Consider the following 18,632-nt stretch of genomic DNA (forward strand, 5'->3'; position numbering starts at 1 on the left):
TTGCGTTTTAAAATAAAGCTATATTGATCTTGCCCTTTTTTTGGACCAGTAGTGTATGTAACTGGGCTCTATGATGTGTGAAGTGCACTAGAATTTCTAATAGCCATTCAAATTTAGAGTATTTTAATCCCCAATATGAAGTAACTTCTTCAAATAAATCCTGTCCATTCATTTTCAAATAGTTTTCCTTTAAATCATGAAAATTTTTTTGTAATAATTTTTTCATTTCAATTAAAGATGTACATTGGACTTCGGTATAGTATACGACCATCGCCTCTTGGCTTACTCCACTCATAATTTTCAAATCAGCACCTATTAACTCACACAAATGCTGTGCTAACTCTCCAATCGATTTCTTATCATCAATTGGTCTGAAATTTAAATCTTCTTCAGTTATTAACTCAAGCATTTCAAAAACAGTCTTAACACTTAAACTTAATTGATTAATTACATTTTCTACATACATTTTTAAGGCTTGGTAAAGTTTAGATATTTTTACCTCTTCACCAGTCCATTTCCCTCCTTTACATAAGCTCTACTCTCCCATACCCTCTGTCCTTAATTTGTCATAGAATCATGTCCTTCTGAATAAATTTGTACAGTGGAGGAGGGATTATGATGAGAACACTAGCTTGGCATGAGACTTTAGAGTTGCACGAAATCGTAGCAACTACAACTTACTTTTTATTTAAACTTAAAACAAATATAAAAAATGTTTCAGATGCAGGATTAAAAGAATTATATAAAACATCCATTACTACTTTTGAAAATAACTTACGTGACTTACTTAAATTTATGACCAACATTACAATCGGAGAAAGAGATGCAGCAAGTGATAAATTAGCGAGTGAAATGAATGCAGAAGATTTATTATCTGCTACAAAAGTGTTAACTAAAATGTATGCAAATGCACTTACTGAAACAGCAACCCCTGATTTAAATAACACATTTGTTAAACAACTAGTAGCCGTAAATAATTTGCACACTCAAATTTTTACTTATTTATCAAAACAGGGTCAATATTCAGTATACAATATTAATAAACTAATCGAAAACGACGCTAAAAAGGCAATGGACGTATTAAAAATGCCATATTAAAAAATGGACGTTTTTTACGTCCATTTTTGTTTGCTCTTTAATCTTTATTGAAATTCTTATTATCTAAACAAGTGACCTTTTCAGCTGCTAGGTAATTATATCTTTTTGTATTTTCAACTAATTTTATTAAATTTAGATAAGTTTGCTTTGCTCCTAATACAAGTAATGGAACTCCAATAAAATCTAAATGCAAAAATCTTGAAGTAAAGCCACCTAATGTCATTGCTAATGGGACTGTTGGCGATGAACTTGATAAAATAATTTTATCATCCTCATTTAATAAGATTTTCCCTAGCGTCTCTATAGCTGTCGGCACATTTTTAGTATATCTTTTTGCTACTGTATATACTTGGTCTCCATTCTCGTCTTCACCATGAAAAAATAGTTTTCCACCATCTTTTGGTTTTAGTTTATTAAATAAATAAGTATTCTTTACTTCTTCCGTTGTCGGCTGGCGATCAAGTGGTAATTGTTTCAAGTGATAAGCAGCAGCCAATGGTGACGAATGTGTACCTCCAAAACAGTAATAAATATAATATTTCATTCATCTCATCCTCAAATTTTGTTTTAATATGTATGTAAATGTAATTGCTTTGAATCCCATTCCGCAAAACATACTTGTTTCAGTGATAAATTTGACTCAGAAAGTTTTTTATGTACCCACTTTTCGTCTTTTTTCAATGAATTAAGTGCTCTTTCTATAATTTGCCCATCACTAATGACGACAACAGGTAAAAATTCTTTTTCCATCTGAATTTTCAAATCTTGTTTAGTAGGCGTATCGAAATTGGATTTCTTTAAGACACTGACTGTTCCATCATTTTCTAAAATAGCATACGCAACTTCACTGACTGAAAATGTATCTTTCGCTCTTAATAATTGCATCAATTGATCAGTATCTAAACGATTTCTTTTCAATTCTTTCCATTGAATTGCTCCGTGCTTAATTACGACTGCAGCATCACCTTCTAAGAACTTTCTAGCTCTTCGTGACTTTTGAGTTATGATTTCGGTGACTAAGATGAGAGCACCCCACGTAAAAATACTAAATAGAATTCTAGGAAGATTTGCTTCCTTGTCGTATATTCCATCTCCTAGTATATTTCCTAGCACTAGAGATGATATCAAATCAAATGGTGTTATTTGTGTTATTTGCGTTTTCCCATTAATTTTGACCACGATAAAAAGTGCTATATATCCGAAAAATAATTCAGTAAACATTTCATGATAGCTCATGTAATACACTCCTAAATTTTTCTTACTATTTTTGACTATTTATAGTTTTAATAGATAACTTGAAAAAAATTCCAAATAAATCAATTTTCCATATAAAGATGTGCGTCTGGATGAGAGCCAACCGTAACTAGATCCTTTAATATTTTTGCCAATACATAGCTATATACAGTTCCATTACCTCCATACGCCATTAAAAACAAACAGTTTGGATATTCATTGTATTCTCTAATCATTGGTAAGCCGGAATGCGTTCCTCCAAATGCGCCTGTCCAATAAAATTCCGCTTTTGCATCTTTATGTTGCGGAAATAACTCTACTAGATTTTTTATAAGCTGCTCTTTTTTATGAAATAACATTGATTCACGCTTTTCTGGTATGATTGTAGGTTCATCAAGACCTCCAACAATAATTCTTCCATCAACAGTTGTGCGCAAGTATAGATACGGCCTTGCAGTCTCCCAAATTAAGCTGTCTTCATACCATGCATTACTATTTTCAAGTAACGGCTGTGTTGCTATTGCAAATGTCGAAGTCAAAACTGCATTTTTTTCACTTTTTACTTCTAGAGATTCATAGCCTCCAGCAAAAATAACTTTTTTAGCACGAATCGTATGTTTAGTGTTCGTAAAAAGTTGGACACCTTCCTTTGAACCAATGATCCGCGTTACTTCTGTATCAGAGTATGCCTTTAAGCCTCGCTTCATAGCATATAAAAGTAAGCCATGGGCACATTTATACGGATTTACTTCAGCGTCATCACCAGTGAAAAGTGCAAGTTCCTTTGTAAAATTAAACTTCTCTTTTATTTGGGCTTTTGTAAATAACTCAACATTGAATCCATTTTCCGTTAACACCTTATACTCTAATTCAATATTTTCTTTTCCATCTAAGTCACTTGCATAATATAAACTTTTTCTTTTTATAAAATCTGGATCAATTTCAATTTCTTTTGACATTTTTTCAATTCCTTTTATTGCTTCAACACATAATTGATAATGACGAACGGCTTTTTCTCTTCCATAAGAGTTAATAAATGAATTTAAGGATTTATCGTTTGTATATTGTAGAAGTCCGGTATTAGCACTTGTACTTCCATGAGCAATTTTTCGTTTATCTAGTAATACTACTTTTGCTCCTGTTTGACTTAGGAAATACGCGGATAAGCCACCTGACTCACCACTACCTACTATTACAAAATCACATTCTAGATCCTCATCTAGTGATTTAATATTATCTAATTCTGGGTGCGAATTAATATAAGTTGTTGGCCAATATAAAACACCGCTAATACTTTTCACATTTCTACTCCTTTCATTAATCATTATTTAAGGTAGTTTTTGTCAGTTGAATGAAAAAAATCCCACTTTTTTCAAAGTGAGATTTTTTTTAAGCTAAATTTAATTTTTTATGATCTTTCAACTAGCCATTTTCCAATTGTCGGATATGTTGTTTTTAGAGAAACAGGTCCAAACATAATTGAAACATGACCAGATGGAATCGATACATATTGCTTATCTACGCTAGAAATATGCTCATTTAGAGCTTCCACTTGGCATGGCATTGCAATATGGTCTTTAGTTGCAGATATATTTAATACATTAGCTTGTATGTTTGATACATCTACTTTTCTACCTCTAATTTCAAGTTCACCATTTAATAATTTGTTTTGTTGATAAAATTCACGAATCCATTGACGATATGACTCGCCTGGGAAAGGAATACCGTCTGCAACCCATTTTTGCATTAACTGCCACGACTTAATAAATCTTGTATTATCAGATCGATCTAATAAAGTTACATAAGGCCCAACGAAATTAGTAATTGGTTTTAACATTTTATTACCAAAGTCAATCATTTCAGGTGGGATATTTCCTAATGTGTCGACAGCTTTATCTAATGCAAAGTATTTTTCATTTAAAAACGATCCATATAATCCAGTTTCTGAAAAATCAAATGGACTAGTTACGAATATTAAGTTTTTAATTGGTGCATTTTCATAAAGAGATGCATAAATACTAGTTAAAGTGCCACCCATACAATAGCCTAATAATGATATTTCCTCTGCACCTGAAAAACGAAGAACGCGATTTACAGCTTTCGCAATATAATCATGAATGAAATCGTCAAATTTCAAATGGCGATCTTCATAACCAAAAGTACCCCAGTCTAATAGATAAACATCAAATCCTTCATTAACAAGATATTCTACAAAAGAATTACCTTTCGTTAAATCAAGGATATAAGGCTTATTAATTAGCGCATAAATAAGTAAGATTGGAGTCTTTTTTACTTTTTTTGAAGTAGTTGGAATATAATGATACAATTTACTCTTATTTTTAGTCCAAATGACTTCTTTAGGAGATTGACCTACTAGTGGCTCCCCTTCTTTTATAAGAATATCTGCAGTTTTCTTCAATCTTTTATATGATTCTTTTAATCCGCTTGGAAGTGATTCCGTAGCTTCTTCTAACTTTTGTGAACTAATCACACGATTCCCCCCTTTTGATAAAGTTCATCTATATATAAGACTTAAACGTAAAGTCCGCCATTTACATTTATTTGTTGACCAGTGATGTACTCGCCGCCTTCGCATAAGTAAACTACTGCTTTAGCAATTTCCTCAACTTTACCAAATCTTCTTTTTGGTATTTTAGATATAATTTGTTCTTTTACATTTTCTGGTATTTCGTTTACCATATCCGTTTCAATAAACCCTGGACATACAGAATTTACTGTAACATTTGATTTTGCTAATTCAAGAGCTAATGATTTAGTAAATCCGATCATACCGGCTTTTGCAGCAGAATAGTTTGTTTGACCAAAACCGCCCGATTGACCAATAACTGATGAGATATTAATGATACGAGCATTATCAGATTCTAATAAGTGTGGTAAAGCAGAATTACATGTGTTATAAACACTGCTTAAGTTTACATCAATAACCTCATGCCAATCTTCAGCACTTAGCTTTTTGAAACTACGATCTCTAGTGATTCCGGCATTGTTTACAATAATGTCCAAACGGCCAAAATGCTCAACTGTACGATCAATTAATGCTTTCGCTTGATCTAATTCAGCAACATTAGCTTGAACTGCTAATGCCTCATAACCATTTTCAAAAAGTTCGTCTACAACTGCTTTTGCGTGTGCTTCACTATTATTATAATTGATTACAACTTTTGCACCTTTCTCTGCTAAAGCAAATGCTATACCTTTTCCTATTCCTTTTGCTCCACCTGTTACGATCGCTACACGATTTACTAAATCCATTAATCATTTCTCCTTTTTTAACTAATTATTGTTTTGTTGTTGTTGTTGTTGTAGTTGTTAATTGCTTTAAAAGTTGTTCAATGTTTGACATTGAAGACTTTAATTCACTAACTTGTTGATGGATTGATTTGGTTTCAGCTTTCACTTTTGTAAGATCTCGTTTTAATGCAACAATGTCTAACTCTTTTTTCAATGCTGTTACATCTAACTCTGGTTGCGTATTTAAGTATAATTGGTCCTCTAATGTATCAACTTTTGATTCTAAATTAATCACTAAGCTAGCTACATTTGCGATATCTTCTTTTGAAGCGATATTCGAAGCATCTAAGAAAGTTTTCGACTGATCATTCATCATTTTTTTACAAAATAGATTAAAATCTAGTACAGAACCCATCCACTCAGAAAATTCTTCTTTATGAACATGATCGTTCATCATTTTTCCCCAGTATTTTTCATTAACATCATACATTTGCTTCCACATTTTCAATGGATCTGAATAATTTTGCTCTGACATCTTAATCCCCCTCACTCATTTAAGTATAGAAAACATATTAACAACAAAACAATCCAATATTTTCGTGATATTTCTACAATTTTGTCGAAATTTGTTGTTTAATATTCATTATATTTAAAATACATTGACAATAAATTTAACTAAGTGTAAATTACACCTAAGGGATGATTCCTTACTACGATATAGGAGGGAACGATACTTTATGACAACAAATGAAAATGATACAAGTAAAAAAACAAAACAGGAAACTTCCAACAATCTTACATTGCCAAAAAACTTCTTAGTTCCCTTTCTACTTCTAAGCCTTAAGCAATGGAACATGCATGGCTATAAATTAATGCAAGTATTATTTGATTTAGGTTTTACTACGCTTGATTCGAGTAATGTGTATCGAATTCTAAGACAACTCGAAAAAGAAAGTTATATTGAATCTAGTTGGGAAAATGGACTCGATGGTCCAGCAAAACGTATTTATTCAATTACTGATGCTGGTGAGGAATATTTAAAAACATGCCATAGTTCATTTACTCAATATAATCAAATGCTCCAAACATTTTTTTCAATTTACACAAATTCCTTCTTTCCATTTAGCAGCTCTGATGAAAGTTTTAAAGATGATTGAAATTGCAGCAATGCATTCAATAATAAATTTTTTTGGAGGAAATACTAATGACTGAAAAAACAATCGAATTACAAACAGAACTTGCAACTGAGAATTTTCAAAAGATGCTTCAATACTTACTTGATAACCAATTACAAATTCAACAATGGACAGAGTCTTTATTTCAAGAACAAGCAAAACAATGGAAAACATTAAATGAGCAAGTCCAACTTCAACAACAAGAATCTTATGAACAATTTCAAGAAATGATCAAATTACTAAATGAAATTAAACCAACAATGACTCAAGAGTCATTTGAAAAAAATTGGAAAAAATTATTTGAACAATTTACTCCATTCCAATCGTTATGGTCAAACTTTAATCAAAATCCATATCAACCATTTTTTCAAGCTATGAGTACTTTTTCAAATCAACAACAACAACTTTTTCAACAATTTTTCAAACAACCATTAAATAACACACCTTTCACTGCTTGGACGAATATGTATCAACAGTTCCAAAAAACTCAAGAAGATTGGTTAAAAAACATTCAAGAATTTTCTTTCTCAAAACTATAAAATTTTTAACGATTTTCTTGAATAGCTAGTTATTTCATCAAGGAGAGGATGAAACAAAATGAATATTTTCGAAAGTGCAAGACATGTACAGGAAGTTCATTTTGACTCCATATCAGTTGGTGATGAAGCTACTCTTGAAGTAAAAATTACGGCAGAGTTAATTGAACAATTTGCTGCAATTTCAACAGATGTTAATCCAATTCACTTATTAGATGATTTTGCTGAAGAAAGCATCTTTAAAGAAAGAATTGCACATGGCATGTTGATTTGCAGCTTTATTTCCTCAGTACTAGGTACTAAACTACCCGGCAAAAACACCATCTACCTATCTCAAGAAGTATTTTTCAAAGCACCAGTTAAAATTAATGACACAATTAAAGTAATCGTCAGTGTAAAAAGCAAACGAGATGATAAAAAATTACTTACCCTTCAAACGAATGTATATAATCAGGATAATATAATCGTTGTGGAAGGATCAGCTGTTGTTAAAAAGTTAACTTAAACCTAATATGACTGTATTTACCAAGCATGATAAAATCCTAAATGTAAAAAATAGTATTGTAAGCTACTACTTACAGAAAGGGAGATTATCATGACAAGATCAAATAAATTATTAGTTCCAGGTGTAGAGCAAGCACTAGATCAATTTAAATATGAAATAGCTAATGAATTCGGAGTAACTTTGGGTTCAGATACAACTGCACGCTCTAACGGTTCAGTTGGTGGCGAAATTACAAAACGTTTAATTGCTCAAGCGCAAAGTCATTTAAAGGGTCAATGATTTAAAGAAATAACAAACTATATAAAATGGCTTAATATAGGGGAAGAATTAATTCTTCCCTTTTTATTTTTAAATTTATTGGAAGAAAATAGCAATATTTATCTTAACTAGTTGTATAGACAAGTTGGGCCTTTTAAGTTAATATTGAAAGCGTAATCATTATAATAATTTTCGGAGGGAAAATAATATGCTTAGTTTTTTACAACGTATTGGTAAAGCATTAATGCTTCCAATCGCTGTCCTTCCAGCTGCGGGTCTTTTACTGCGCTTTGGACAACCAGATCTACTAGACATTCCGTTTATGGCGGCTGCTGGTAATGCAATTTTCTCAAATCTTCCATTAATCTTTGCTATCGGTGTTGCAATCGGTATTTCAAGAGATGGAAATGGGGCCGCCGGTCTTGCAGGTGCAATCGGTTACTTCGTATTAACTGCAGGAACAACTACTATTAATAAAGATATAAACATGGCTGCCCTTGGTGGTATTATTACAGGGGTTGTAGCTGGTCTGCTTTACAACCGATTTAGTGGTATTAAATTACCTGAATGGTTAGGATTCTTTAGTGGACGACGATTCGTTCCAATCATAACGTCGGCTACTATGCTGATATTAGCAGGAATATTTGGTTATGTATGGCCAACAATTCAAGATGCAATTAACTCTGTTGGTAACTGGATTATTGATATCGGTCCAATCGGAGCTGCAGTATTTGGTTTCTTAAACCGTATTTTAATTCCATTAGGTTTACATCACGTATTAAATACAATTTTCTGGTTCAACTTAGGTGACTTTACTGATGCTGCTGGTAAATTAGTTCACGGTGACTTAAACAGATTCTTCGCTGGTGACAAATCTGCTGGTGCATTCATGACTGGTTTCTTCCCAATTATGATGTTCGGTCTTCCTGCTGCTGCATTTGCAATGATCGCTGCTGCAAAACCTGAAAAACGTAAAACTGTTGCAGGTATGTTTATCGGACTTGCTTTAACATCATTCTTAACTGGTATTACTGAACCAATTGAATTTGCATTCATGTTCATTGCTCCAGTACTATATACATTCCATGCAATCTTAACTGGTTTATCAATGGGTCTAGTAAATGCTTTAGGAATTAAAGATGGCTTTACATTCTCTGCTGGTTTCATGGACTACATTCTAAACTACAATATCGCAACTAAACCTATACTATTACTCCTAATCGGTTTAATCTTTGGTGTAATTTACTTTGTCGTGTTCTACTTTGCAATTAAGAAATTTAACATTAAAACACCAGGTCGTGAAGACGATGATGAAGTTGAAACTGATGAAGTAACAACTGAAATTGGTGATTCTTTATACCTACAAGCTTTAGGTGGAAAAGAAAACTTAACAAATATTGATAACTGTACAACTCGTTTACGCTTACAAGTAAAAGATGCTTCTAAAGTAAATGAAGCACTTCTTAAAAAAGCTGGTGCTCGTGGAGTTATTAAATTAGACGATAAAAACGTTCAAGTAGTTGTAGGTACAAATGTAGAGTTTGTTGCTGAAGACTTAAAGAAAGAAGTTAAATAATTGATCAAAAGCTTGTCCAATTGGGCAAGCTTTATTTATGCTGTTGAAAAAGAACTTGTCAATTAAACACAATTTTTTTCAATGTAAAGTAAGCTGTATGATGATGATTTCTATTACAGGATTCTCGCTTTCCATGGGGCGAGACCTGAGCCTCCTAGCGATACCCGCGGGGTCTCAGCCTTCCCGCTTATCCCATAGGAGTCGAGCCTCCTTCCGTTCCAATCAACTACTTCAAAATACAAAAGCATGCAATAAAGCACCTTTTTAATCCCCTTTTTTTTGAGAAAAATAGAAATTAAATACTCGGTTATTTTGCTAATATCGATTAATTGTCTATTTAAAAACTAATAATTGAAATGCCTTTCAAATAATAGCATCACAATATTTTATATTCCCATAAAGAACAATTACTAAAGTATGTTAGTATTCCACATACAAATTATCTATTAAGACAAATCAATAACATCATCAAAAAATTTCAAATTTACCATCAAAATAGATCTTTTCTTACTCATAAAGGACTTATGAGTTAAAAAACAAGCTAATTGTTGTCATTTCCTTACTCATAAAGGGGGCAAGAGTTAAAAAGAAGCAAGTTCTTATATATATAAATGAAAAGTAAAAGGACACTAGCATCATTAGTGTCCTTTCATGAATAACTGATCTTTGTAATTTTAATCTTTTGTTTCGTTTCTTCTATTATATGTGCATTAATTGCATTCTCCATTTTATGTACACCAAATACATCATCACTGTGTAGATTTATGTGTTGGACATAGTAACCTTCTTTAAAAAACCTTTTTATAAAGTCTAATCCAGTTTCTTTTCTAAATCCTAGGTTATAATCTAAAGAAATTTGTTCAAATTGTTGATATTTGCATTGCTTTAATGCTTCTTCAACTGATTTTGCCAATATAAAGCCGTGTGGAACGGGTCTAGTATCATCTACAAATAATTTCAAATCCTTCACCTACAATACTTATTTTACAGAATGATTACAATCGTAACCGGATTAAAACAAAACTGGGTTTTCCTTCCTGTATTATAACGAGATAATACGGTGTTTTCTTAACTTCATATTTTTTTTATGGAAATTTTAAACAAAAAATCAAGTAATCCTATGAATATTATTCTAGTAAAATAGTAGTCATAACAACGTTTTATTTTATTTCTGTACTAAGACAGTGCTACCAAAAAAATCCTCATTTTTAGCTCGCCATTATTTCCCATAATTATGTCATGCGTTTTCATGCTAAAGTATTACTTGTACAGCGAGACGATAACCAAACAAATGGAGGAGAAAGAACATGAAAAAAATCGTAACTCTATCAACTGTGGCTGCTACTCTACTAGTAGGTGCTCCTGTAGGTGCCGTAAATGCAGCAACTATTACTAAGGATACAAATACAACTAAACCATATACACAAAATATCAATTTAAATGATACTTTATTCAATTATTTTAATCTACCAAACTTATCAACTACTAATGGTACTATTAAAATTGATTTAAATAAATTATTATCTAGCAATGGCATTGATATGAAGCAAATTCAAGATGCTATTAAGCAACAATTAGGACAAGCTTCAACAACTAAGCCAGCTAACCCAGGAACAACAACAAAACCGACTGTTCCTACAACACCGGCTAAACCTACAACACCGGCTAAACCTGCAACACCGGCTAAACCGACGGTACCAACTACACCATCTAAACCTACAACACCGTCAACACCATCAACTGATACGTCATCTAATACAGCATCATTATCAGCTTACGAATCAAAAGTAGTTGAATTAACAAATGCTGAACGTACTAAAGCTGGTTTAAAACCATTTACAGTTAATGCAACATTATCTAAAACTGCACGTTTAAAATCACAAGATATGACTGACAAAAATTATTTTGACCACAACTCTCCGACTTATGGATCACCATTTGATATGATGAAACAATTCGGAATCACTTATAGCTATGCAGCAGAAAACATTGCTAAAGGTCAAAAAACTCCTGAAGAAGTAGTTACTGCTTGGATGAACAGTGCTGGTCACCGTGCTAATATCTTAAATCCTAACTTAACTCAAATTGGTGTTGGTTATGATTCAAGATCAAATGCTTGGACTCAACAATTCATCGGTAAATAATAATTAGTATATCGTTTTTTAAAAGTAGTCCGTAAATCGGACTACTTTTTTACACATTAAGAAAGTATAAATTGGCAACTGTGAGGATCATTCGACGTAGATGCCAATTTTAGGAATTAAGTACAAGTGCAACTACCCCTCTGTCTTCGCCTAAAAGGCTCGCCAATCGGCGAGTTTTCTTTATTATACAAAAATAATTTAATTTTATTCAAAAACTTATTAACGTACTAACTTTTTTAACAAATTTTCCATTGAAGATGAATCAATTACATCAATTGCAGAATTATTTTTTCGAACTCCTGAACCAAAATGAATTTCTTCTACATTCGTATATTCGATGAAATCTGAAATATTTTCAATTGATAGGCCACTTCCCGCTAAAATTTTTATATTCGAATTATTTGTAAGTTCGACCATTTTTTTAATCGTTTCTTTTCCATCAATTGCACTATCAACACCGCCTGAAGTTAAAACATGAGTAATCTCTGGATATTGCATTAATGTATTAATGGCCTCTAGAATATTATTTGAATCATCAATCGCGCGATGAAACGTAAAATTCATATTTTTCACACGAGCTGTTACCTTCTTTAAAAGTACCTCATCTATTGAATTTTCTTCAGTTAAAGCTCCAAAAACAATCCCTGTTGCTCCAATTTCTTTACATACTTCAATATCATTTAGGATGACTTCTTGGTCATATGAATCATAAATAAAAGATCGACTATGTGGGCGAATCATAACATGAACGGGAATTGATACATTTTGTATGACTTGCTTAATCGTAGTATAACTCGGTGTTAAACCACCCTCTTTTATTCCGGTAACTAACTCGATTCGATTTGCCCCAAACTTTTCTGCGTCTATCGCATCTTTTACAGTAGTTGCAATTACTTCTAATAACATTTAATTCATCTCACTTTTCGTTAATTATTTGCTGTATGTCCTTAGGAAATGGAATAGATATTGATACTATTTCATCTGTAAAAGGATGCTTTAACGACACATTGCTTGCGTGTAGTCCTTGACGATTCAATATTTTTTGTTTTCCACCATATAATTGATCTCCTACTAATGGATAACCTAAAAAACTTAAATGAACACGGATTTGATGTGTTCTTCCTGTATCTAACTGACATTCTAAAACCGTTACATTTAGCTTTGAAATATACTTAATTTTTTTATAATGCGTAATGGCTTTATCACCTTTAGGTGAAACTCTTCTTCTAGTAGGATGATGTCTGTCTCTTCCAATGGCCTCATTAATTGTTCCTTTTGGTAATTTGACATTTCCTTCAACAATTGCAGTATATGTACGTTTTATTTTCCGCTGACTTAACATCGAATCTAGAATTGCACTACTCAAGGAATGTTTAGCAAATACGACTCCGCCAGTAGTGTCTTTATCAAGACGATGTATATGTCGAACTTTAGTTTTCAAGCCTTTATTTTGAAAATGAAAGGCTACACCATTTGCTAATGTGTTTAATTGTCCTTTTTCATTTGGATGTGTGTCCATTCCATACGGTTTATTTACTACCAATAAATGTTCATCTTCAAAGCAAATCTCGATCGATTGCTCTTGTGGAGTAACTCCATAATCTTCTTCTATAAACAATTGGATTTCAACAAGGTCACCACTCTTTAGTACCGTATTCCAAGGCTTTGCTTCTCCATTTATCTTACAGCCTTTTGCCATTCTTAATTCATGAAGCAACTTCTTTGGAAATTGCCATGCACTTTTCAAATACGACTCTACAGTTTGATTCTCATGCACTTTACTTATTTCAACCTTAAACCAAGGATTTTGATTCATAGTTTCCATTACTAATCACCACTTTCAATATGGCTATTATACCAAAATAAGATTAGTCAAAAAAGGAGCACCCTCTCAGGTGCCCCTACGTTTACTAATTATTTAACAGCCTTTAAAAGCATTCATATAAACTTCTTCTAATTCCTTTACTAAAGGTAGTTTTGGATTTGCAGTTGTGCATTGGTCTTCGAAAGCACGGTCAGCTAAATATGCTACTTTGTCTTTAAATTCTTTTTCAGATACACCTTGTGATTCGATACTCATATTTATATTTAATTCTTTCGATAACTTAATGACCGCTGTAATTAGACTCTCAACGCCTTGTTCTGTTGTCGTAGCTGGAAGTCCTAAGAAGCGTGCAATTTCTGCATATCGTTCATCTGCAATAAAATGCTTATATTTAGGGAAAGCAGTAAATTTAGTTGGTTTTTTTGCATTATATCTTATTACGTGCGGCATTAAGATCGCATTTGCTCTGCCATGTGGAATATGGAATTCCGCACCGATTTTATGAGCCAAGCTATGGTTAATTCCTAAGAATGCATTTGCAAATGCCATTCCTGCTATTGCTGATGCATTATGCATTTTTTCACGTGCTTCAGAATCATTTCCATCTTTATAAGCTCTAGGTAAATATTTAAATACTAATTTGATCGCTTGTAACGCAAGTCCATCTGTATAATCGTTCGCTAATACACTTACATATGCCTCTATAGCATGTGTTAATACATCCATTCCTGTATCTGCAGTAATGCTTTTAGGAACTGTTGACACAAACTGAGGGTCAATAATTGCAACATCTGGTGTTAACTCATAATCTGCTAATGGATATTTTATATTATTTGCTTTATCTGTAATTACAGCAAATGGCGTTACTTCTGAGCCAGTACCTGATGTCGTTGGAATCGCAACAAACTGAGCTTTTCGACCTAATTTTGGATATTTATAAGCTCTTTTTCGAATGTCTAAGAACTTTTGCTTAGGTCCGTCTAAAGTAGTTTCTGGATATTCAAAATACATCCACATCCCCTTAGCAGCATCCATTGCTGATCCGCCACCAAACGCAATGATTGTATCTGGTTCAAATGCCCTCATACTGTCTGCACCCTTCATTACAGTAACATCTGAAGGATCTGGTTCTACATCTGAAAAGATTTCAATCTGAATATTTTCTTGTCTCTTTTCTAAATAATATTTAATCACATCAACATAACCAAGTTTGACCATTGCTTCGTCAGTTACAATAAATGCTTTTTTGACATTTGGCATTTTTTCTAAATACTGAGTTGAATATTTTTCAAAATAAATTTTTGGTGGTAGTTTGACCCATTGCATATTCATATTTCTTCTTCCTAATTTTTTAATATTTAATAGATGGACTGTAGTTACGTTTGTTGATACAGAGTTCTTACCGTGCGATCCACAGCCTAGTGTCAATGAAGGAATAAATGCGTTATATAAATCACCAATTCCGCCATGAGCTGAAGGAGCATTTGATATTACACGGCATGCTTTCATTCTCAATCCAAATTCTTTTTGTATTTCTTCATCACTACTGTGAATAACTGCAGAATGTCCTAATCCTCCAAGCTCTAATATTTCTTCACATCGTTTAAAGCCTTCTTCTTTGTCATTTACTTTTATTATTGCTAAAACTGGACTTAGTTTTTCTCTTGTTAAAGGTTCATTTGCACCAACATTGTCACATTCTACGATTAGAATTTTTGTATCCACAGGAACACTTACTCCAGCTAATTTCGCAATTTCATAAGCTGATTTACCGACAATGTCCCCATTAACAGCACAAGTTGTCTCGTTAATCACTAGCTTTTCTAATTTCTTTTTATCTTCTATTGTTGCAAAATAACAATTATTTGCTTCTAATTCTGCGTTTACCTCATCATAAATTTCTTCATCAACAATTACTGCTTGTTCAGATGCACAAATCATTCCATTATCAAATGTTTTTGAGAGAATTAGATCATTAACTGCACATTTGATTTCAGCAGATTTTTCAATATAACAAGGTACATTTCCTGGTCCAACACCTAAAGCGGGCTTTCCTGTACTATAGGCTGATTTAACCATGCCCGCTCCTCCAGTTGCTAATACAAGAGCTACGCCTACATGATTCATTAAACATTTTGTTGCTTCTATAGAAGGCACTTCAATCCATTGCACACAGTTCTCTGGAGCTCCAGCTTTAACTGCAGCATCACGTACTATTTTTGCTGCTTCTCTACTACAGTTTTGTGCTGAAGGATGGAATGCAAAAATAATTGGATTTCTAGTTTTAATTGCAATTATTGCTTTAAATAATGTTGTTGATGTTGGATTAGTTGTTGGAGTTACACCTGCAATTACACCAACAGGCTCTGCTATTTCAGTTATTCCTGTTTGCTGATCTTCACTTATGATTCCAACCGTTTTATTATCTTTTATTGAATTCCATATATATTCTGTTGCAAAAATATTTTTAATTATTTTATCCTCATAAACTCCACGCCCTGTTTCCTCAACTGCCATTTTTGCTAGTGGCATATGTTGATCCAAACCAGCTAGAACCATCGAATGTACGATTTCATTGATTTGTTCTTGATTAAAACTTTCAAATTCCTTTAATGCTTTTTGTCCTTTTACTACTAATTCATTTACCATTTCAGAAGCGCTACTAATTTCATTTACAATTTTTTCTTGAACAGCCATTTGGCTCTCCTCCTCTGATGATGGACAGTTAGATCCAATTAGGATTTAATTCGTCCCGTTTATCAATTTAAATTGTGAAATATTTCACATTATCGTTTACAAATATAATATATATCCTTTTCATTGAAAATGCTATGTCTATTTTGTGAAATAATTCACAATTACTTATGTTTTTATTTGGATTTTTCATTTTTTTCTTTCTTTATCATATCCCTAGATTCAATCTTTGTAGATTTTTGTTAATTCTTTTCTTTTTTCAAATAATTTCGCATATGATAGAATTAAGAGTAAGTTCATTTGAACTTATTTTTCAACTGTTAGATTTTTCTAACAAAACTGGCAAAAAGGACGTGTAACCATGATTGCTCGAAGGAGCATTTGGCAACGTAAAGATTTATCCTACACTTAGCGGTTTTAATTTAGAGAACCAAAAGAACTCTAAAAATAAAACTGAAGGTAGGCGAAACTATGGTTGACAGGCGATTATGTTATTTCTTCAATGATATATAGCTTTGTAGTTAGAAAGGCAAAAAACTAACTACGAGCTCTATATGTACGTAGTTAGTTTATAACTTTACTTTTTAACTACTAACTACGAAAAGAGGAAATAACAATGAGTAACAATCGTTTGGGTGAGACCTTAATGATTTTATTTGGTTCATTTATTTTAGCCACTACACTTTACCATTTTCATTATCAAAACAATCTTGCTGAGGGTGGATTTATTGGCATTGCTTTATTAGTCAAAAATTCGTTTAATATATCCCCTTCAATTACAACATTAATTCTCGATATTCCGATTATCTTATTGGCAGGATTGTATTTAGGTAAAAAATTATTAATTAATACGACACTCGGCGCAATTTCATTTTCGGTGTTTTATTCTATAATAGAAAAAACATCACATTTTACATTTCATTTTGGAAATCATTTATGGATTCCCGCTATATTAGGTGGAATTTTCGCTGGACTTGGATTAGGGTTAATTCTTAGAAGTGGTGGAGCAACTGGTGGAGATGACTTAATAACAATCATAATGAGTAAAAAATCAAAAATTTCAATAGGTAAAGTATATTTTATATTTGATGCTGTGATTCTACTTTGTTCACTTAGTTATCTTTCATGGAATGAAGTAGGTTATACAATACTCTCAGTCGCTATTTGTGCAAAAGTAACTGAATTAGTATATGAAGGTAAAGTACAAAATAAATCCGTTGCAATTAAAACGAATGAAAAAAGATTACACGCTTAATGCGTGTAATCTTTTTTTGATTCTGAGTAGTCAACGAGTTCATTTAAAACATTTTCAGCAGCTAAATCATAAAGACAATCTTTAAAAAGAATTGCCAGTCTTCGGTAGTCATTATATTTATCTAATAGATCGTCCACAGATGAGCCTTCTTCAATGCTTGTCTTATTTACTTCCTCTTGTTTTTTAGCAAACTTAATTGTAAATGTACCTAATTTCTCAAACATTGAACCGTAAAACTCATCAAAGTTTGATACACTTACTAATTCTTCTTCTTCGGCGTCAACTTGTAGACCATCAAATTCTCGTAAGAGTTCGTAAATAATGCTACTGTACTCATCATTTAAATAAATACTTTTTTCGATCCTGTATCCAATAACTCGATAGAAATGGCCATCGTTCTTTACAAATTGAACAGTATCATTTATTTTAAACTTAAAATACTTAAACATTGTACTTCACCCCTACCAATGTTGTCTTTTATCATACTATTTACAAAACACTATAGAAACTATACAACCAAAACTTGACAAAATTAAAAATACCAACGATTAATCAAGTATTCTTGATAATACTTAAGAAAATTGATAAATTATACATACAATAGCCACATTAATATTATCTTTTTATCATAATTTAGGAGGTGGATATTGCCTTGTTAGCTGAAAACGATAAACTTTTGATTTATGATTTAACTAGCTTAATGATTCGAGTTCGAAAAAACTGGCAAAAAACAGATGAGGAAGCTAAAAACCCCTTAACTCCACCAAAATACTTACTATTGTATTTAATATATAAAAATCAAAAACTTTCCGCTTCAGACCTTGGAAAACAAATGGGTCTTTCTTCAGGTTCAATAACAACCGCTGTAAATAAATTGGTAAGTAATCATCTAATTACTCGTAAAAGAGATATCCGAGATCGCAGAGTGACTTGGCTGGAACTCACAGATGAAGGAAAACAAATTATTGAAGACATGTTCAACATTCGACAAGAGCTTTGGCTTACATTATTCGAAAAGCTATCAAAAGATGAAAGAGATCAATTCCATCTATTATTAAACAAATTAACTTCAAACTAAAAA

General features: G+C 32.3%; 20 protein-coding genes and 1 pseudogene. 9 read left to right on the forward strand and 12 right to left on the reverse strand.

Annotation, left to right across the window (positions count from 1 at the left end):
* Positions 1 to 7: 7 nt before the first annotated feature.
* On the reverse strand, positions 8 to 466 hold the full coding sequence (locus tag CN692_RS18035; protein ID WP_098120541.1) for a DinB family protein: 459 nt from the start codon (positions 464 to 466) through the stop codon (positions 8 to 10).
* 152 nt (positions 467 to 618) lie between these two features.
* Between CN692_RS18035 and CN692_RS18040 the strand changes: the two genes are divergently transcribed.
* Positions 619 to 1,098 (forward strand): spore coat protein, encoded by a 480-nt coding sequence (locus CN692_RS18040; protein ID WP_172445398.1) that lies wholly within the window; start codon positions 619 to 621, stop codon positions 1,096 to 1,098.
* Positions 1,099 to 1,135: 37 nt separating this feature from the next.
* Here the strand turns inward: CN692_RS18040 and CN692_RS18045 are convergent, their stop codons facing one another.
* From CN692_RS18045 to CN692_RS18070, 6 genes are all read right to left on the reverse strand, one after another.
* The gene (locus CN692_RS18045) at positions 1,136 to 1,642 is read right to left on the reverse strand and encodes a DUF3189 family protein (protein ID WP_098120543.1); all 507 of its coding nucleotides are present in this window, start codon (positions 1,640 to 1,642) and stop codon (positions 1,136 to 1,138) included.
* A 23-nt stretch (positions 1,643 to 1,665) separates the two neighbouring features.
* On the reverse strand, positions 1,666 to 2,334 hold the full coding sequence (locus CN692_RS18050; RefSeq protein WP_098120544.1) for a DUF421 domain-containing protein: 669 nt from the start codon (positions 2,332 to 2,334) through the stop codon (positions 1,666 to 1,668).
* A gap of 80 nt (positions 2,335 to 2,414) precedes the next feature.
* Positions 2,415 to 3,632, reverse strand: coding sequence for an NAD(P)/FAD-dependent oxidoreductase (locus CN692_RS18055; protein WP_179874475.1), 1,218 nt, complete (start codon positions 3,630 to 3,632; stop codon positions 2,415 to 2,417).
* A 107-nt stretch (positions 3,633 to 3,739) separates the two neighbouring features.
* Positions 3,740 to 4,822, reverse strand: coding sequence for a class III poly(R)-hydroxyalkanoic acid synthase subunit PhaC (phaC, locus tag CN692_RS18060; protein WP_098120546.1), 1,083 nt, complete (start codon positions 4,820 to 4,822; stop codon positions 3,740 to 3,742).
* Between the two features lie 41 nt (positions 4,823 to 4,863).
* A complete protein-coding gene (locus CN692_RS18065) occupies positions 4,864 to 5,604 on the reverse strand; it encodes a 3-oxoacyl-ACP reductase (protein WP_098120547.1) in 741 nt (246 codons plus the stop codon).
* Between the two features lie 25 nt (positions 5,605 to 5,629).
* Entirely contained in the window at positions 5,630 to 6,118 is a 489-nt protein-coding gene (locus CN692_RS18070) for a polyhydroxyalkanoic acid synthase subunit PhaR (RefSeq protein WP_098120548.1), read from the reverse strand.
* Between the two features lie 202 nt (positions 6,119 to 6,320).
* On the opposite strand from CN692_RS18070, the gene phaQ reads away from it, so the two are divergent.
* The 5 genes from phaQ to nagE all read left to right on the forward strand — a co-directional run bounded on the left by phaQ (position 6,321) and on the right by nagE (position 9,633).
* On the forward strand, positions 6,321 to 6,740 hold the full coding sequence (gene phaQ / locus CN692_RS18075) for a poly-beta-hydroxybutyrate-responsive repressor (protein WP_098120549.1): 420 nt from the start codon (positions 6,321 to 6,323) through the stop codon (positions 6,738 to 6,740).
* Between the two features lie 47 nt (positions 6,741 to 6,787).
* Complete coding sequence (locus CN692_RS18080; protein WP_098120550.1) at positions 6,788 to 7,297, forward strand: hypothetical protein; 510 nt, start codon at positions 6,788 to 6,790, stop codon at positions 7,295 to 7,297.
* 58 nt (positions 7,298 to 7,355) lie between these two features.
* The gene (locus CN692_RS18085) at positions 7,356 to 7,799 is read left to right on the forward strand and encodes a MaoC family dehydratase (protein WP_098120551.1); all 444 of its coding nucleotides are present in this window, start codon (positions 7,356 to 7,358) and stop codon (positions 7,797 to 7,799) included.
* A gap of 90 nt (positions 7,800 to 7,889) precedes the next feature.
* Positions 7,890 to 8,078: an alpha/beta-type small acid-soluble spore protein gene (locus CN692_RS18090; protein ID WP_098120552.1), complete on the forward strand. Its 189-nt coding sequence runs from the start codon at positions 7,890 to 7,892 to the stop codon at positions 8,076 to 8,078.
* A 187-nt stretch (positions 8,079 to 8,265) separates the two neighbouring features.
* Complete coding sequence (gene nagE / locus CN692_RS18095; protein ID WP_098120553.1) at positions 8,266 to 9,633, forward strand: N-acetylglucosamine-specific PTS transporter subunit IIBC; 1,368 nt, start codon at positions 8,266 to 8,268, stop codon at positions 9,631 to 9,633.
* Positions 9,634 to 10,282: 649 nt separating this feature from the next.
* Here the strand turns inward: nagE and CN692_RS18100 are convergent.
* Entirely contained in the window at positions 10,283 to 10,594 is a 312-nt protein-coding gene (locus CN692_RS18100; RefSeq protein WP_098120554.1) for a cyclic-phosphate processing receiver domain-containing protein, read from the reverse strand.
* Positions 10,595 to 10,940: 346 nt separating this feature from the next.
* Between CN692_RS18100 and CN692_RS27195 the strand changes: the two genes are divergently transcribed.
* A complete protein-coding gene (locus CN692_RS27195) occupies positions 10,941 to 11,777 on the forward strand; it encodes a CAP domain-containing protein (RefSeq protein ID WP_373605043.1) in 837 nt (278 codons plus the stop codon).
* A gap of 219 nt (positions 11,778 to 11,996) precedes the next feature.
* Here the strand turns inward: CN692_RS27195 and CN692_RS18110 are convergent, their stop codons facing one another.
* The 3 genes from CN692_RS18110 to adhE form a co-directional block, all read right to left on the reverse strand.
* Entirely contained in the window at positions 11,997 to 12,683 is a 687-nt protein-coding gene (locus CN692_RS18110) for a copper homeostasis protein CutC (protein ID WP_098120555.1), read from the reverse strand.
* A 10-nt stretch (positions 12,684 to 12,693) separates the two neighbouring features.
* Positions 12,694 to 13,602 carry an RluA family pseudouridine synthase gene (locus tag CN692_RS18115; protein ID WP_098120556.1) on the reverse strand — a complete coding sequence of 303 codons (909 nt, stop codon included), beginning with the start codon at positions 13,600 to 13,602 and terminating at the stop codon, positions 12,694 to 12,696.
* Positions 13,603 to 13,695: 93 nt separating this feature from the next.
* Positions 13,696 to 16,299, reverse strand: coding sequence for a bifunctional acetaldehyde-CoA/alcohol dehydrogenase (gene adhE / locus CN692_RS18120; RefSeq protein ID WP_098120557.1), 2,604 nt, complete (start codon positions 16,297 to 16,299; stop codon positions 13,696 to 13,698).
* A gap of 643 nt (positions 16,300 to 16,942) precedes the next feature.
* On the opposite strand from adhE, the gene CN692_RS18125 reads away from it, so the two are divergent.
* Positions 16,943 to 17,551 carry a YitT family protein gene (locus CN692_RS18125; RefSeq protein WP_098120643.1) on the forward strand — a complete coding sequence of 203 codons (609 nt, stop codon included), beginning with the start codon at positions 16,943 to 16,945 and terminating at the stop codon, positions 17,549 to 17,551.
* A 250-nt stretch (positions 17,552 to 17,801) separates the two neighbouring features.
* Here the strand turns inward: CN692_RS18125 and CN692_RS27200 are convergent.
* Positions 17,802 to 18,000, reverse strand: a pseudogene (locus CN692_RS27200) (histidinol dehydrogenase); the annotation flags it as partial.
* Between the two features lie 203 nt (positions 18,001 to 18,203).
* On the opposite strand from CN692_RS27200, the gene CN692_RS18135 reads away from it, so the two are divergent.
* Positions 18,204 to 18,629 carry a MarR family winged helix-turn-helix transcriptional regulator gene (locus tag CN692_RS18135; protein ID WP_098120559.1) on the forward strand — a complete coding sequence of 142 codons (426 nt, stop codon included), beginning with the start codon at positions 18,204 to 18,206 and terminating at the stop codon, positions 18,627 to 18,629.
* Positions 18,630 to 18,632: the final 3 nt, after the last annotated feature.

Origin of the sequence: Bacillus sp. AFS002410, from assembly GCF_002556365.1 — a bacterium.
Taxonomy (GTDB): Bacteria; Bacillota; Bacilli; order Bacillales; family Bacillaceae_G; genus Gottfriedia.